Source organism: Hahella sp. HNIBRBA332 (assembly GCF_030719035.1).
Taxonomy (GTDB): Bacteria; Pseudomonadota; Gammaproteobacteria; order Pseudomonadales; family Oleiphilaceae; genus Hahella.
Genome location: NZ_CP132203.1, coordinates 2,757,566 through 2,771,866 on the forward strand (window position 1 = coordinate 2,757,566; position 14,301 = coordinate 2,771,866).

Consider the following 14,301-nt stretch of genomic DNA (forward strand, 5'->3'; position numbering starts at 1 on the left):
GCCCCCTCTCTACGTTCGCAAAGGAACCCACAGACAGCGATGACTGCAAAATAGGTGTTGAACGAAGCACCCACTCACTCCCTACTTGCAGACTAAAGAAGCAAACAATCCAGGCTTGGGAAGATGGACAATATCCAGTTCAGCAGTATAGCCGGAGCCATGGGGAAATAACGACGGACTTCATGGCGCCGTTATCCTCTGCTCACCTACTCATTCAGAGCGGCGGGGACATTAACCCCACATCCGTCAGCCAGCCCCGCGCAGCACGCATTCCAGCTTCTCTGAACTTGATAACGCGAGCGTCGACAGGATGTATCAGAGTTTGCACCAGCTCAACACGGTATCCTCCGTTGATTTGCGCTGCCCTGAACATTTCTCTGGCTCCGTCAAATACGGCTTCCACATAAGCCTTCGGGGTTTGTTCACCGGAAAATAGACCTAGCGCCTCTGAGTCGTCCAACTTAGGCTCCGTCACAGCTTTATATTCGAGAGTAAGCGAATCTATTGAGCAGATCCTCACTAAAATCGCAGCTATGCCGCTGCAGTTTGTCTGCACCCCGGCAGAGGCGTAGAGCAGCCCCTCATCCAGCTGTTTAAAGCGCTGATTTGCATCAAAAGTAAGTCTGCTCATCCCCAACGCCGCTGGAATTCCGCCTTTGTCAGTTCAAAGTATTTGCAGGCCACGCCTTCAAACTCGCTGTCGTGGATATACTTAAAGCCCAGTTTCTCAATCACGTTGATGGAGGCTAGGTTTTCGATATGGGCAACCGCTGTCAGCATGTCCAGTTCGGGGTCTTCGAAGGCGTACTGGGCGAGTCTGATCGCCGCTTCGGTTGCGTAGCCTTTGCCCCAGGCTCTGCGCACCAGACGCCAGCCCATTTCCAGTTCGGGGCCGACAGCGTCGATAGGTATATAGGAAACCCAGCCCAACAGTTCATCCGGGTTATCTTTCGCGAAGATTGACCAGTAGCCGCGGCGCTCGCCAAAGTCGCCATTGATACGCGAGAGAAGGAAATTGACGTGCGCCTCCGATCCGTCATAAACGCCTGGGATGTAGCGGGTCACTTCCGGGTCCTTATCCATGGCGATACAGGCCTCAACATCCTGCAGGCCTCGGGGTCTGAGAATCAGCCTTTCTGTTTCAAATATCTGCGCCATGAGCCTTTACTCCTTTCTCTCTTCAATTAACTACTATAGACGTCAGCTCAATAATACAGATTTTTTCGCTTTACTCTATTGAATTATAGAGAGATTTCGCGAGTTTCGGCGCTGGCCGCCGCATCAATCGGCAATACGCGGCGGCCTATTCTCAGCGCTCACGTTTTAACGGTCATTGAGTCCTTTACCGTCCATAATCTGCTGCATGTGCCTGGCCACCCGCGAGGCGCGGGTTTTGGATTGTTTGGGCGCGGAGAAATGCAGGAGGTAGCCTCGCTGCCGTCCTGGCGTCAGGGCATTAAAAGCGTCTCTAAAGGCAGGGATTTCATCCAGTTTTTCCTGCAGTTCTTCGGGAATGTTAAACGCTTCGGTGGTCTTGAAATCCACTTTCAGGCCAGCGTTTTCCACTTCCACTGCTTCGTGGATATAGGCCTTGATGACGGCTTCCATATCGGCGATATCCTGGGCATTGGCAAACGGAATCCGGCGTGCGCTTTGAGTGTTTTCTCCCGGTTTTTCCAGCACGGACTGGGGGTCTTTCAGTAAGGCCCCTTTGGGGAACAGCAAGGCGCAGAAATCCTTGAATCCCTGCAGAATAACGATGTTGTTTTGCTGAGAGGTATAACAGGGTTTCCCCCATTTCAACTCTTCCACCAGCTCGCAGTCGAGGGCCATGCGCCGCAGCAAAGTCAACTCTTCGCTCCAGCGCCCGGCGCTATCCAGAAAACCATCAACCTTGGGATTACTGCTTTGCTTAACGTTAAAGCTCATGGGAACTCCTTGTTATTTTTGAGGGAGAATACACTACGCTGACTGCGCCTCACCAGGGAGGTTCTATTACTTCCTTCGCGTCAACGCTGCCGGTCACATAGATCGCGCTGTTATTTTTCGTAGACTAATACATCCGCCGCCCCGGGATAACCCCTTTCGCACCCCCAAACTTCCACCTTGGCGGCAAAGCAGTTCAATTCTCGCTTCGCCTCTTCCAGCGCGTCGCAGAGAGACTGGCGGGAAACCTTGTAACTGAGGGGCGCGGGCATTTCGAAGGGTTCCCAATCTTCAATGCATTGAATTTCCACCTCGACAGAATCTGAAATCGCTTGAGGACAGGGATGCCCCTCCAGACAAAAGGATTCCGAAAACACTTCGGGTCTCGTCAGCGCTTCCCAAGAGGCTATATCGGCAAGCATGCCACAGCACTGAGGGATCAGTATCGGCATAGCGCCTTCGACCAAAACCAGCCCGCCGAATAACCCACAGGATTCCTGCAACGGAGTATCTCCGAGGTGCAGATCAATCGCCAAAGCGACATCCGTCTGCGTCAGATCCGCAACAGGAAACCTTCATGAACCAAGGGGAAATGAGCGCAAATCGCTAAAGCCCATACGCCGATTGATCCGTCTTAAATAAGCATCCCAAGCTTCCGGCTCCGCTTGCCAGGAACCATTCGGCGCCGCCCCCTCCGCCTCATTGACTTCCGCTGGATACAGTATTTCGATAACGGGAATGAGGGCGATTTTAGTCATGATGTGTGTCGATAAAGATGATTATGCTCAATACTGAGCTTGCCTTACGTGATTTGCTAATCAGATACGCCGCCAACAAGCAGTTTCCATTGTAAAGCCATATCAACCTCATTCAGTGAGGCGCGGCCCCATCTTGCTACTCAGTTAACCCGTTAAAGCGACATGTTTAAGACAGCTTCGCTGTCCCGCCTTGATTGAAGGTTCTCATCACCAAGGCGGAGATGCAGAACAGAAACGGCAGAAAAGAGGTCGCCACGCGTATGGCGTTGGCATCATTCCAACTGTTTCTGGTTTCCATCCAGTCGTCAGGCAAACGGGTGGGAACCCAGGATTCGGTGTAGTAATTCAGGGGCAGATTGACTTGCTTGGTGAATATGATGACGCCCCCGATATAGGTGGCCGCCGCCAGCATAATAAACCAGAACGACAGTGTTTTGCGTTGTCGCAGATTCGCCAATAACGCAATGATCGAAAACAGTCCGCCGCCAAAAAAGAAAGCAAAAAACATGGGATGCCGGACATTTTGATTAAACAAAGACTGCATTCTCGCGTAGGTCTCGCCATCGACCTGCATCATCGCCAGATTCACATTGAAAGTATAAGTCCAGAAGAACCCCGCCATCACGCCAAACACCAGCGTAGCCAGACCCAGGGTTCCGTTTTCCAGGAGGGTTAAGGGATATTTGTTCTGCATTTGACGCTCTCCCTCAATCTTTCGTTCGGTACAGAGAATCTCTCATCATAGCCAGCCAATAGCACTGGCTCATAAGAGTCACTGTCGAATTGTATTCGGCTAAAGTGACGACTCTGAGTTGGAAGATAACCTTCTAATTCCATTCAGAAATCAGAAGCCTAACTCCAATGACTGCCTGTGCAATATTTCATGAATGAAGAACAGAGTAAAGACGTTCACTTTGCCTTATACGACATGGTGGAAGATGCTTTAGACCGCACGCAAGAGATCAAAGCCTGATAGTCAACGTCTTGAAATGGTTACGTAATGCTCGTCTGTGTTTCCCTCCTCGCCATTCCAGCTCACACAAAGACTAAAGTCCTTTTTTACCGCATAGAGATACCATCGGTTCCAACAATCACACCTATTGATATACGAAATATATTCCTTAAGACTGCTCTCAAATAACTGGGATCGCTTGCCAAACTCAGAGTAGATATAGCACTCATCAAATAACGTATCGTCAAATTCGCTGACTTCAATCCAGTTAGTCTGATTCTTCAAATTGAGCCAGACTGGACCATGAGTACTCGGCTTTTTTCTTTCAAACTTAACCCTGAATATATCAGTAAATTCTTGATAGAAATTCCTGCACTTTTCATCGGAAAGCGGCTCTCCGAATGTAAATGGTATATCCATGTCTACTCAATCTCGATGACTAACAACAAATCCAGCCTAATCAGAGACTAGGCGGCGCCCGTCGCAGTTTCAGCTAAAGCGTTATTAGCGAATCCACAGCACAAAACTCAAATTTCGAACGCCAATAGCTGGTATTTTGGCGTCAGCAAGTGCGGATGATATTGGAATCGTCCAAATGTTGCATCCATGACCAGTACAGACGCTCTTTCACTTTGTGCGTGAGCCGAATGACCGGCGCAGACCGTGAGGAGGCGGCCAACATAATCAGCGGAGAATGATGAAGAAACCCATAACATATATAGCCAGCGCTAAGGCAGGGACTAATTTCCATTACCTCATCGTTTATCCAGCTTTGACACTCTCAATTAAGCTAGCATGGCCGTCTCTATTCAGCGCCTAAGATAGCGACAATTAACTGATAACGTCAGAGGCCCGGAAATGACAACGACGTTACAAGGTCACTTTCCCGACCAGTATTCCAAAGCCGCTATCCCCAGTGCCGTTTCGCTCCAGCCATCTCTTGTTCATCCAAAGGATAAAACTCAAAATCATGCAGGAACATAATGGCTTCGAAGATAGCCTTTCGCTGCACATCATCAAATAATTCAAAGCCATCCTGCCTATACTCCCCCGGGTTAACCAGACAGGAAATCAGGCTTTGAAAAATATCTCCGTTCAGCCTCTGTCGAATAGCAAGGCTGAGATAGGCGGGAATATGGAACTTAAAACCTTTCGGATCAAAGAAATGTATGCCGCCGATCCAACATAGTTCTTGAATGACTGTAGAGTCCAGAAGCTTCCGCCAATCATTCACTTCATCTTGATCTCTCGCTTTTGAACTCTTAGGTACCGTTCTGTAATGATCAATCTCTACGGTTTCACGCAGACTAATCCCGTCCTCAAGCGTTATGTTAGAAAAGGCTGAATTGATTCGTCTAAGCGCGTTCTTTTTCCTTAATCTTTTTGACATCACGAAATAATTTCTGGACGACTCTGAATATCAAATACCTAGCCTCAGTCTTACCCTTTGCCGGCTCAAGGCTGCTTTGGGAACAGAAGCAACCCTCCTAACGCCGACAGCGCCACCAAAGGACTCCAAAACCAAAAGAATCTATTAGGGGAATAACTCTGAACCAGGATTAGAATAGCGACAGGGATTAATATGTGCAGCAACAAAAGAATTTTCTGAGTAAAAGCTGTAGCGCCCGCTCTCCTTACACTAACGGAGAGCAAGACGGAAACTATTACCATAAACAGAGCAATAGAAGACGGCAAAAGCTCGGGTATAGCCACCGCAAAAATTACAATACTGACACCCAACATTAGTCCTGCGGAAAGAAAAGCACATATTTGATAGCCACTGTTAGGTTTCACATCCATCCTCGTTTTCTCGCCGACAAATCCACGATACAAGACTCAAATTTCGAACACCAATAGCGGGTGTTTTGGTCCCAGCTGGCGCGGATGATATTGGAATTGTCCAAATGTTGCATCCATGACCAGTACAGACGCTCTTTCACTTTGTGCGTGAGCCGAATGACGGGCGCAAAACGATAGCGTTACGAAGTTACTTTGCCTGACCTTTATTTCTACTCCGTTCGCCCTGAGCCTGTCGAAGGGCTTTCCAGAGCTTTTGCAAGGGGCATATCCCCTTCCCCATCAACACTATCCAAAGTCTGCAAGAATTTTATCTCGCTTCCAGTATTGTTGATTAAGGGCTGGTGTCTTTGAGTTAACTCTCTGGGAGGCCCTTCGACAGGCTCAGGGCGAACGGTGGACAAGGTCAGGTCAGGTCAGGTCAGGTCAGGTCAGGTCAGGTCATAGATTATCTATCGCCCCAAGTTATCCAGCCGCCACTTCCCCCTTTACGCCACCGATTTTTCGCCATATCATCCATACCATACCTCACGGTATGTTTTGCTAATTCAGGAGGACGCTATGTCAGGTTTTAAGCTTTTTCGCGTTTCCGCTGTATCGATTCCCATCGATGACTATCTCGGCAAGCGCGCCGCTCACCCCTACTTTCGCGACGCGCTTGCTGCGCCTGTCGCGAACAAGTCGTTAACGCCCGGACAATTGCAGAACGCTATTTTCACGGTCATGCCTTTATGGGTGCAGGCGTTGATGGCGCTGCGCAATAGAATTGTCGGCGTCTTGGGGTTTGACGTTGGGCGGACATTTACGGATGATCGCAGCGACGCCACTCCCCGCGACCTCCAGGTCGGAGACGCCGTGGCGTTTATGCATGTCATTCACGCTGACGCTCACGAAGTCGTGAGTTTTGCGGAAGATAAACATATGCAGTTTTACCTGTCCGTATCCAAACAGGAGAAACAGGTGGTGGTTTCCACGATGGTGAACTTGAAGACGCTCACGGGCCGCCTGTATATGGCGATGATCAAGCCCTTTCACTGGCTGATCGCCCGGGTAGTCATTAATAACGCTGTAAAAGACGGACGCATCTAGTCATGGTCAAAAAGAAAGTCAGCCCCCCGCTTCCCGCAAAATCCAAACAGTTGTCGAAAACGGATTGGCTGGAGTTTGCGCTTAAACAGTTGGTGAACAAAGGCCCGGACAGCCTGAAGATCATGCCGTTGTGTGAAGCCTTGAAGGTCACCAAGGGCTCTTTCTATCACCACTTCGAGAGTCGCCAGGACTTCAACGACGCCTTGATGAGTCACTGGTACGAGCGCATGACCGTGGAGTTCATCAAACAGGCGGACGCCGCCGGCGCGCCCTTGGAGCGCCTGAAGAAGCTCGATCAGGTTATCGCCGCACACAATATCGAAGCGGAAATGCATATTCGCGCCTGGGCGTTGAAAGACGTCCAGATCGCCGCGCATTTGGAGAAAATCGACAACCAGCGACAACAGTATCTAAAACAGTGCTATCTGGATTTGGGCGCCGAAGACAGCCTCGCCGGGGAACTCGCTCAAATCGCCTACGGCCTGTTCCTCGGCCTGCAACAAATTCATCCAAAACCCGGGACTGAAACCGCATTACGCCTGGCGGCGATGGTGAGCGGGAAGTTTGTCTCCACAATCGGATCGCAGGAAAGCTAAACATCCATGGCAAACAAAAGCCTTGAAGCCAGACTTCGCGATATCGATTGGCGTCAATACTCCGGCCCTGAACTCTATGCGCCGGATAAAGTGATTGCGTCATTGCTTGCTCTCATCGATCTACATGATCAAAACGCCACAAATGCAGTCGGCGAGGCTGTACTGAACGCCCTCGGGAATAATCATCAGGGCGTATATTATCCTGCTGTGATTGCAGCGCTGGATATTCTAATCAGTATGGCGGAAGCCGCTGATCAGCCTGCCAGAACACGCTGCGCACGTTCCATATTGAATGACCTGTATTATTTTGAGCCGGAACTGGGGTATTACGACGGTAGCTCCAAAGAGGAACTGAAACGCTTCGTATGCTCAAAACTACAGCCCTATTCCGACGAAGAGTTTTCCCTCTAATCGTTCTTATCCCCGCCGTACATACTGATAAGGCGTCTGGCCGGTGTGTTGGCGGAAGAAGCTGATGAAGGCGCTGTCGCTGGAGAATTCCAGGGCGTAGGCGACGTCGTTGACGCTCAGGCCTTCCGACAGTTTTTCGATAGATTTTAGCAAGCGCCACTGCTGACGCCAGGACTGATAGGACATGCCCGTCTCCTTGTTGAAGAGACGAGTGATGGTTTTGCTGCTGGCGCCGACACGATTCGCTAGCTGATTCAAAGGATCAGGCAATGCATCCGGATGATTCAAACTCGTCAGCCAGCCGGACAACCGTTTATCCCGCGGCAATGGCAGTTGCAGCGCTTCCGTTTTCGCCTGGGCGAGTTCCTCACAGAATAACGCGCGCGTATTGCGCTGCGGTTCTTCCGGCATATCCCATGACCAGAACGCCATGCGCTCAATCAGCTCACGCATAAGTCCGCTGACGCAGAATATGCTGATACGGCCGGGCAAGGGGCCGTTGCGGGATAAATCGAAATACAGCGAGCGATAAGCAACCACGTTGGTCATTCTGACGCAATGGGGGGTGTTGGCGGGAATCCACGCGGCGCGGGTCGGCGGCAACACGCAGTGCATATTATCCAGAGTAATGTTCATGCAGCCTTTAGGCGCATACAGCAACTGCGCTTTTTTATGGCGATGCATGCCCGAATCATGACTGCCCACCTCCGCCGCCACACCGATGACAGCATTATGCAGCTGATCCGCGTCGAACTTGGCTTCCCCGTCTATTAGCGCCATCTGTCTTTATCTTGTGGTTTTATGATCCAGTTATGTTATTTGACCACAACTTCCGTCCCTAAAATAGCCGCCTTTAATGAGCTCATTGGAGGAAGTATGGCATCGCATAAACCGGCGACAGGACTGCTGTTCACCTTGTTGATGTTCCCACAGATTGCGGAAACCATTTATAGCCCGGCGCTGACGGATATCGCTCACCACTTCGCCACGCCCGAACAAGCCGCGGCGCAGACGCTTTCCATTTACTTTATCGCCTTCGCCCTGGGGGTAGGATTCTGGGGCGGCATGGCTGATCGTATCGGTCGACGCTCCGCCATGCTATGGGGGCTGGGTCTGTACAGCCTCAGCGCCGCAGCGGCGTTGATCGTGGATCAGTTCGAAACGCTGTTGCTGGTGCGCGCCTTGAGCGCCTTTGGCGCGGCGGTCGGATCGGTGGTGACGCAAACCATGCTGCGCGATATTTATAGCGGCAGCGACTTGGCGAAGATATTCGCCGTCATGGGACTGGGTATGGCGATCAGCCCTGTGCTGGGCTTTTTCGCCGGTGGACTGTTAACCGCATTGGGCGGCTACCTCGGCGTGTTTATCGGCTTGCTCGTCATGTCGACAGCGCTGCTCGGACTGTGCGCCAAACAGTTGCCGGAAACCCGTCCGCCTAAGTTGAACGCGGTTGCATTCAAAACCCTGGCGTCGCAATTAGCGCGGGATGGGTGCGTCTTGCGGCATATGGCGCTGGTCGCCCTGTTCAACCTCATGCTGTTTTCGTATTACTCCCTGGCCCCGTTTCTATTCGAATCATTGGGATATAGCTCTGTCGAATTCGGCTACAGCGGCGTCATTCTGGCCATGGGTTCGCTGACGGGCAGTCTGCTGAATCAGGCGGGATTAAAGCGCGGGATACCCCCATCGCACATGATCCGCGCCGGTATAGGCATGGCGACGCTGGGAGGCCTGGGCGTCCTGCTCACTCAAAAGACCCTCTGGTTCCTGGCGCCGATGTCGCTAGCGCTGATGAGTTACAGCATCGCCATTCCCAATATTCTCAGTCTGGCGTTGGTGCGGTATCGAGCGAACGCCGGGGCCGCGGGAGCGCTATTTGGATTGGTCTACTATCTGTTACTGGGTATCGGATTAGTCGCTTCTGGATGGCTGCAGAATCTTGGAGCCATACTCCTGAGCGCCGCCTCAGGCTGTCTGCTTTTATACGCAAGGACACCGACAGGCAAGCATGAAAGGGTCGAAAACAGCGCCTAGAGGCGCAAGTTGAATGCACGCTTCCACACAGCCTGACAAAACAACGGCGGCTTTAATTCACGGGCTTACCAGGAATAATCATATTGGAGGAGTTCGCCGGTTTCCGGATCGACATATCTAAGAAAGCTGATATTGCGGTCCGCCATTCTCTCGCTTTTCAAGCCGAGTTCCTTGGCGCTGGTTTTGAACTCTTCCACCAGGTACGCTTGCTCACCCCGCGTGACATTCCAGACGCTGTTCCCCTCTCTGATTTCATTATCGAGCAATTGGTTCAACTTGGCTGACCTGAATCTGAAGTCGCTATGCATTCTGTTTCCTCTTCACTTGTTTGGGGTTGGCGGGGTTAAGGAGCCTATAAATAACCCATAGTTATCGTAATGTCGCTCTCCAATATGGGCTTAACCTAACCATATACTGATTTTTTCCGACGACTATCGCCCTTCTCCGGGCGGAAGCAGGGCCTATCGCCCTATATCAGCCGCTCTTTCCTTATCATAAGTGAAGGCCGCCAGTAGATATAATCGATTCCTGTTCTTCGCCAGGCCTAGATAGCGGACTTTGTCATAGCCAAACACTTGTTAGATGTAGCGGAATGGATGCTCCACTTTGGCCCGGATGCTGGCTTTAAGCGCCTCCATTCTTTGATGATCTTTACTCAATGTGCGGCGCATGCCTGGACGTTTCGCGATAGATCAGGCGACAGTCATCTTCATCGCCCACTGGGCTGTAACCTTAAAAGCTGAGGGTTATTAACTCAAAGGACAATATAGCGATGACGAGACGCAACATTCTGTCCGCTACCGCACATAAGGCGAATGGGACTTAAGCACTTGGCGAGCCCAAAAACAGCGGGCGCCAATAGATAATCATGTGCAACCTGCTGATGAAGGTCGTCAGAAATGGATTTGCTGCAGTCCTTTCACTCCCAGCGTATCGCGCAGGCTCCGCAGAACTGGGTTATGGTCATCGCCGTGCTCATCCCAAACTTTCAGTAGCGCCTCTTTCCAGTGTTTGCCGTTTTTCAATTGCATCGCGATTAGGGCGTCCATTTGAATGAACGATAGTTGGGCTTGCATATAACCTCCTGGATAACTCGTATCTCAAGCGACTGGAACCGTCCCAGTCACCAGTTATTTAATTTCAGCTTTCATCTTGGGCTCATCCTGCGCCGCAGTCGGTACGATAGCGTACAACCGAAAACAGCCCATGTTCGTCGGCGCACAGACAGGCGCATACATTGGCGTAGGATCAATGAGGAAATGACGGGGTTGGGAGAATCGCCATAGGCGGTTGAACGGCGCAATGCAGACGTGGCCAAACAGCCGCAGACAGGAACGCCCCAGTGACAGGCTGGGTCTGAGTGTAACTAACCATCTCTTTGGCCGCTGGCTTAAACAATGTCAGCCCTATTTATCAGGAGCTTCGAAACATGACATCAAACAAGCGCTTTACAATCTATTTATTGGCTATGTCTTTAGCCTTTTGGGTGGGGTGTTCCACAACCTCAAGCCAGGAAAGCACTGGCGAATATATCGACGACAGCGTGTTGACCGCGAAGGTAATTATGGCGGTATTTAATGAGCCGTCGTTGAAGACCTCGGAAATCAATGTTGAAACCTACAAAGGCGTAGTGCAACTCAGCGGTTTTGTTAACTCCCAAGCCGACATCGACAAGGCCGTCAAAATTACGGGGAATGTGGACGGCGTTAAATCTGTCAGTGCAGCGATGAAACTGAAGTGATCAAACAGGAGCGATGAGCGATTGTCTCCAGCTGGCGCTACAGACGATGCAAATACTTACGGGTATCGAAAGCTGGAGCCTCGCGTAATGCTTGCCGTGTTAGATTGACCGTCACCGTCACAGAGTCCCAATCGACGGACTTAATCCATTTCGGCGCGATTAATACCTGATGCCCTTGCCACCAATTGCTGGTATTCACGACCAGATAACGAATCGCCCAGGTTTGCACGTTAAGCAGCATATTTTCGACATGTCCAATAAAACCGTCGCTGGCCTCAATATGGTAGCGCATGACGGCGTTGGCGCTGCGCAAGTGAATATCTTCCGCTTGTTGTCCATCTTCCGAGGCGGCGCGACCAATGGATGTCTCTTTATCGCCGTCATTGGCATCCGATGTCAGCGCGCCAGGGTACGCGCCACCTCCCCAAAGCCCATCGCCGCGCCAGTAGTAGGGATAGTCGTAATAGCCCATGTAGTGCATTTCATGCTGTCGTGATACCGGCTTGTCCGTGTCGATGCCTGGACTATCTTTAATCTGTTGCTGGCTGATCAGCACCGGTAATGTGCGCTTACCCCAATCCGGGACGCCTATCGAAATGGGTGAGATCAACACTTTGCGACTGGCTAGCCAGCTTCCAGTCTCGACAACGAGATAGCGTACCGCCCATGACTCGTCATCAAAGTAAAAATCCTTGACTTGACCAATCCCGCCGTCACTGGCCCCGATCGCATAGCCCTCCAAATCTTTGATGGTGCGTAGCATTGTCTGTCTCCTGGGTGATAACGGAATACCTCAAACGCCGCCGCTGACACTACGCCGAAGTGTAGGTACATACTGGCTCAGACTAACGCTGACGTCGGTTCGCCAGCGCACACAAGCCACCGCGTCAGGACTTACGTCATTTCCGGCGCAGGCTTTTATATCTATCGCCCCAGCACTTCAAAATTAGCCCGTCTACCAGCACAGACTCTCCTTCCTTATTCCCACATGATGGCGGCATCTGAGTCCACCGCCGCCTTCAGAAGTTCAATGAGCGGCAAAGCCCGATTTCTCAAATTCACCGCCGGCTCCTCGTCATCGTCATCATTTGCGGCCTCCACTGTTGGCGTCGAAAACTGCTCACCTTCAATCGCCCTGGAGAGCCGGTTTAGGGCTGCGGGCGCCTCGGCGGCGGAAATTGATCCAGGTACGGCGCCGCTATGCCCCATGATCTTGAGGAATGTCTGTGCGATATCCCCAAACAAAGTAATGTTGGAATAAGCGTCTGTTTTAAAAGTTACCAGCATAGAGGCGTTCTCCCTTTTATGTCGCCTGGCTCTATTGCACCGCCCTTGCTATTTCAACAAAGTGGCCTTTAGGGGATGTACGCCACCATACAGACAGTTGGTCTGGTTACCACCAATATGAAATAGCGGCCAAAGAACGTCTGAACAGACGTCGACTTGAGGAATCAGGTTATTACTCAAAGTCTTCGGGGTTCACAATCAGCACTTCCACCCGGCGATTGCTGGCTCTGCCCTGAGCGGTTTCATTGCTGGCGACAGGCTGCTGCTCACCATATCCTTGCACCGAAATTTTCTGGGCGGGTATGCGGCCGATTTCCGCCAGAATGCGCGCAACGACTTCCGCACGTTGGCCGGACAACAGCTGATTCATATTCTTACTGCCTCGATCATCGGTATGCCCCGTCACCACAATAGCGGCTCCCGGAAATTCATGGATCGCTTCGATGATTTTATTCACCAGAATATAGTTTTCCCCCTGTATTTCACTCTCTCCAGAAGGGAAATTAAAGCCGTAAGCCCGTATTAACACGTTATCCAATTGCCTATAAACCTCGGCCTCTTTTTGACTGAAAAGCGACTGAATGGCGATGAACTTTTCCTTAATCGCCTGATCCCGTTGCGCTGCATTTTTTTGCTCAGTGAGGATATCCGCTTTTTCGGAGGCCATGTTCAGCGCTCTATCATTTGCTCTCTCCAATGCAACCATCGATGAGGCGTTTTTATTTAAAATACTCACTAATTGCGCGTTTAAATCTTTTACCAACTCTTTATTAGGCAGATTAAATGAGGCATCGCTCACCACAGGAGCGACAATATTTGCTACCTGTTGCTGATACCAAAGCACTTTGTCTTCTTCATTGAAATCCGATTCATCAAAGTGTGTGATCATATCCGCGATATGCTCTGCGCGCAGCGTGTTCCAAAGCGCCTTTTGCGCGTGAGTTTGCGCTCTCTGCGTATCGGTTCTATCCGCGTCCAGGGTCTTTAATGCCAGTTGAAATTCCTCTTGCGCCAACGCCATGGTCCTGGGCGCCAGATCATCAACGTCTCTGCGCTTGGCGGCGGCGATGGCGTCACGGGCCTGATCCACGATATTTCCTTTCAACGCGGCCAGCTCCGCTTTCGAATAAAGCTTGGCGATATCCGAGCGCCCGGCTTTGGCTTCTTCCAGTTTACCTTTCTCGATCAGCCCGGTGAGATTAACCATACCGCTTTCAGCTTGGCGAAAGACATCCGGGGTCACTTTATCCGCATTAGCCGCTAAGGCTTTCTTCCGGGCGGCGAACACCTCATCGAGATGATAGGCTGCAAGTTGAGCGTTTTCTCTGGCTTCACCCAGTGTCGCCAGCCCCTGCTTGGCGAGACTGTCCGCTTTGGAGTCGCCCGCTTTTCCCCGATTAAGAGCGTCCTGATAAGACTTGGAAGCCATACTAAAACGCTGCGGAGAAAATACGTTCAAATCATCAGCTTGCCCTTGCGTTAGCTGGGCATGTAGCTCAGGTAGAACGGGATATTGTTGATAGGCGGCTTGATCGCTAAGCAAGGTGCGACTTGCGCAGCTCGCCAATCCCAAGGTTAATGTGGTCACAGTGAGAAATGCAGTTACTCTTTTCATATCAGAGTCTCCATTTTAAGGGTGGGGGCGACTGCCTCGCGCCACGTATTCAATCGCTATTCGATAAACATGCTTCTTGCGTCGTCGTCAGGCTT

Annotated in this window: 18 protein-coding genes; 5 read left to right on the forward strand and 13 right to left on the reverse strand. The window is 51.1% G+C overall.

The window, feature by feature from the left end; translation table 11 throughout:
* Positions 1 to 214: 214 nt before the first annotated feature.
* From O5O45_RS12295 to O5O45_RS12325, 7 genes are all read right to left on the reverse strand, one after another.
* Complete coding sequence (locus O5O45_RS12295; RefSeq protein WP_305905516.1) at positions 215 to 631, reverse strand: hypothetical protein; 417 nt, start codon at positions 629 to 631, stop codon at positions 215 to 217.
* Entirely contained in the window at positions 628 to 1,158 is a 531-nt protein-coding gene (locus tag O5O45_RS12300) for a GNAT family N-acetyltransferase (RefSeq protein ID WP_305905517.1), read from the reverse strand. The genes O5O45_RS12295 and O5O45_RS12300 overlap by 4 nt, the downstream gene beginning before the upstream one ends.
* A 165-nt stretch (positions 1,159 to 1,323) precedes the next feature.
* A complete protein-coding gene (locus O5O45_RS12305; RefSeq protein WP_305905518.1) occupies positions 1,324 to 1,929 on the reverse strand; it encodes a YdeI/OmpD-associated family protein in 606 nt (201 codons plus the stop codon).
* A gap of 110 nt (positions 1,930 to 2,039) precedes the next feature.
* Positions 2,040 to 2,462 (reverse strand): hypothetical protein, encoded by a 423-nt coding sequence (locus O5O45_RS12310; protein WP_305905519.1) that lies wholly within the window; start codon positions 2,460 to 2,462, stop codon positions 2,040 to 2,042.
* Between the two features lie 39 nt (positions 2,463 to 2,501).
* On the reverse strand, positions 2,502 to 2,684 hold the full coding sequence (locus tag O5O45_RS12315; RefSeq protein WP_305905520.1) for a hypothetical protein: 183 nt from the start codon (positions 2,682 to 2,684) through the stop codon (positions 2,502 to 2,504).
* A gap of 166 nt (positions 2,685 to 2,850) precedes the next feature.
* Positions 2,851 to 3,378 carry a DUF1772 domain-containing protein gene (locus O5O45_RS12320; RefSeq protein ID WP_305905521.1) on the reverse strand — a complete coding sequence of 176 codons (528 nt, stop codon included), beginning with the start codon at positions 3,376 to 3,378 and terminating at the stop codon, positions 2,851 to 2,853.
* A 1,165-nt stretch (positions 3,379 to 4,543) separates the two neighbouring features.
* Positions 4,544 to 5,026, reverse strand: coding sequence for a DUF6714 family protein (locus O5O45_RS12325; protein ID WP_371748004.1), 483 nt, complete (start codon positions 5,024 to 5,026; stop codon positions 4,544 to 4,546).
* A 968-nt stretch (positions 5,027 to 5,994) separates the two neighbouring features.
* Between O5O45_RS12325 and O5O45_RS12330 the strand changes: the two genes are divergently transcribed.
* Genes O5O45_RS12330 through O5O45_RS12340 form a run of 3 tightly spaced genes read left to right on the forward strand, consistent with a single transcriptional unit; the run spans position 5,995 to position 7,529 of the window.
* Positions 5,995 to 6,522 (forward strand): DUF2867 domain-containing protein, encoded by a 528-nt coding sequence (locus tag O5O45_RS12330; protein WP_305905523.1) that lies wholly within the window; start codon positions 5,995 to 5,997, stop codon positions 6,520 to 6,522.
* 2 nt (positions 6,523 to 6,524) lie between these two features.
* Positions 6,525 to 7,118 (forward strand): TetR/AcrR family transcriptional regulator, encoded by a 594-nt coding sequence (locus O5O45_RS12335; RefSeq protein ID WP_305905524.1) that lies wholly within the window; start codon positions 6,525 to 6,527, stop codon positions 7,116 to 7,118.
* A 6-nt stretch (positions 7,119 to 7,124) separates the two neighbouring features.
* Complete coding sequence (locus O5O45_RS12340; RefSeq protein ID WP_305905525.1) at positions 7,125 to 7,529, forward strand: hypothetical protein; 405 nt, start codon at positions 7,125 to 7,127, stop codon at positions 7,527 to 7,529.
* A 6-nt stretch (positions 7,530 to 7,535) separates the two neighbouring features.
* Here the strand turns inward: O5O45_RS12340 and O5O45_RS12345 are convergent, their stop codons facing one another.
* A complete protein-coding gene (locus tag O5O45_RS12345; protein ID WP_305905526.1) occupies positions 7,536 to 8,309 on the reverse strand; it encodes an AraC family transcriptional regulator in 774 nt (257 codons plus the stop codon).
* A gap of 96 nt (positions 8,310 to 8,405) precedes the next feature.
* Between O5O45_RS12345 and O5O45_RS12350 the strand changes: the two genes are divergently transcribed.
* A complete protein-coding gene (locus O5O45_RS12350) occupies positions 8,406 to 9,563 on the forward strand; it encodes a multidrug effflux MFS transporter (RefSeq protein ID WP_305905527.1) in 1,158 nt (385 codons plus the stop codon).
* Between the two features lie 65 nt (positions 9,564 to 9,628).
* On the opposite strand, the gene O5O45_RS12355 is transcribed toward O5O45_RS12350, so the two are convergent.
* Positions 9,629 to 9,871 carry a hypothetical protein gene (locus O5O45_RS12355; RefSeq protein WP_305905528.1) on the reverse strand — a complete coding sequence of 81 codons (243 nt, stop codon included), beginning with the start codon at positions 9,869 to 9,871 and terminating at the stop codon, positions 9,629 to 9,631.
* 585 nt (positions 9,872 to 10,456) lie between these two features.
* The gene (locus O5O45_RS12365) at positions 10,457 to 10,639 is read right to left on the reverse strand and encodes a hypothetical protein (RefSeq protein ID WP_305905529.1); all 183 of its coding nucleotides are present in this window, start codon (positions 10,637 to 10,639) and stop codon (positions 10,457 to 10,459) included.
* Between the two features lie 353 nt (positions 10,640 to 10,992).
* Here O5O45_RS12365 and O5O45_RS12370 point away from each other — a divergent pair, with 353 nt between their 5' ends.
* Complete coding sequence (locus O5O45_RS12370; RefSeq protein WP_305905530.1) at positions 10,993 to 11,304, forward strand: BON domain-containing protein; 312 nt, start codon at positions 10,993 to 10,995, stop codon at positions 11,302 to 11,304.
* 37 nt (positions 11,305 to 11,341) lie between these two features.
* On the opposite strand, the gene O5O45_RS12375 is transcribed toward O5O45_RS12370, so the two are convergent.
* From O5O45_RS12375 to O5O45_RS12385, 3 genes are all read right to left on the reverse strand, one after another.
* Positions 11,342 to 12,067 (reverse strand): PRC-barrel domain-containing protein, encoded by a 726-nt coding sequence (locus O5O45_RS12375; RefSeq protein WP_305905531.1) that lies wholly within the window; start codon positions 12,065 to 12,067, stop codon positions 11,342 to 11,344.
* A 215-nt stretch (positions 12,068 to 12,282) separates the two neighbouring features.
* A complete protein-coding gene (locus tag O5O45_RS12380; protein ID WP_305905532.1) occupies positions 12,283 to 12,591 on the reverse strand; it encodes a DUF1840 domain-containing protein in 309 nt (102 codons plus the stop codon).
* 172 nt (positions 12,592 to 12,763) lie between these two features.
* Positions 12,764 to 14,206, reverse strand: coding sequence for an OmpA family protein (locus O5O45_RS12385; RefSeq protein WP_305905533.1), 1,443 nt, complete (start codon positions 14,204 to 14,206; stop codon positions 12,764 to 12,766).
* Positions 14,207 to 14,301 lie beyond the last annotated feature (95 nt).

Coding starts and splice junctions, on each gene's coding strand:
- O5O45_RS12295 (WP_305905516.1), bottom strand. CDS start 631: ATGAGCAGACTTACTTTTGATGCAAATCAGCGCTTTAAACAGCTGGAT.
- O5O45_RS12345 (WP_305905526.1), bottom strand. CDS start 8,309: ATGGCGCTAATAGACGGGGAAGCCAAGTTCGACGCGGATCAGCTGCAT.
- O5O45_RS12340 (WP_305905525.1), top strand. CDS start 7,125: ATGGCAAACAAAAGCCTTGAAGCCAGACTTCGCGATATCGATTGGCGT.
- O5O45_RS12320 (WP_305905521.1), bottom strand. CDS start 3,378: ATGCAGAACAAATATCCCTTAACCCTCCTGGAAAACGGAACCCTGGGT.
- O5O45_RS12355 (WP_305905528.1), bottom strand. CDS start 9,871: ATGCATAGCGACTTCAGATTCAGGTCAGCCAAGTTGAACCAATTGCTC.
- O5O45_RS12315 (WP_305905520.1), bottom strand. CDS start 2,684: ATGACTAAAATCGCCCTCATTCCCGTTATCGAAATACTGTATCCAGCG.
- O5O45_RS12330 (WP_305905523.1), top strand. CDS start 5,995: ATGTCAGGTTTTAAGCTTTTTCGCGTTTCCGCTGTATCGATTCCCATC.
- O5O45_RS12305 (WP_305905518.1), bottom strand. CDS start 1,929: ATGAGCTTTAACGTTAAGCAAAGCAGTAATCCCAAGGTTGATGGTTTT.
- O5O45_RS12350 (WP_305905527.1), top strand. CDS start 8,406: ATGGCATCGCATAAACCGGCGACAGGACTGCTGTTCACCTTGTTGATG.
- O5O45_RS12325 (WP_371748004.1), bottom strand. CDS start 5,026: ATGTCAAAAAGATTAAGGAAAAAGAACGCGCTTAGACGAATCAATTCA.
- O5O45_RS12375 (WP_305905531.1), bottom strand. CDS start 12,067: ATGCTACGCACCATCAAAGATTTGGAGGGCTATGCGATCGGGGCCAGT.
- O5O45_RS12335 (WP_305905524.1), top strand. CDS start 6,525: ATGGTCAAAAAGAAAGTCAGCCCCCCGCTTCCCGCAAAATCCAAACAG.
- O5O45_RS12370 (WP_305905530.1), top strand. CDS start 10,993: ATGACATCAAACAAGCGCTTTACAATCTATTTATTGGCTATGTCTTTA.
- O5O45_RS12365 (WP_305905529.1), bottom strand. CDS start 10,639: ATGCAAGCCCAACTATCGTTCATTCAAATGGACGCCCTAATCGCGATG.
- O5O45_RS12300 (WP_305905517.1), bottom strand. CDS start 1,158: ATGGCGCAGATATTTGAAACAGAAAGGCTGATTCTCAGACCCCGAGGC.
- O5O45_RS12380 (WP_305905532.1), bottom strand. CDS start 12,591: ATGCTGGTAACTTTTAAAACAGACGCTTATTCCAACATTACTTTGTTT.
- O5O45_RS12385 (WP_305905533.1), bottom strand. CDS start 14,206: ATGAAAAGAGTAACTGCATTTCTCACTGTGACCACATTAACCTTGGGA.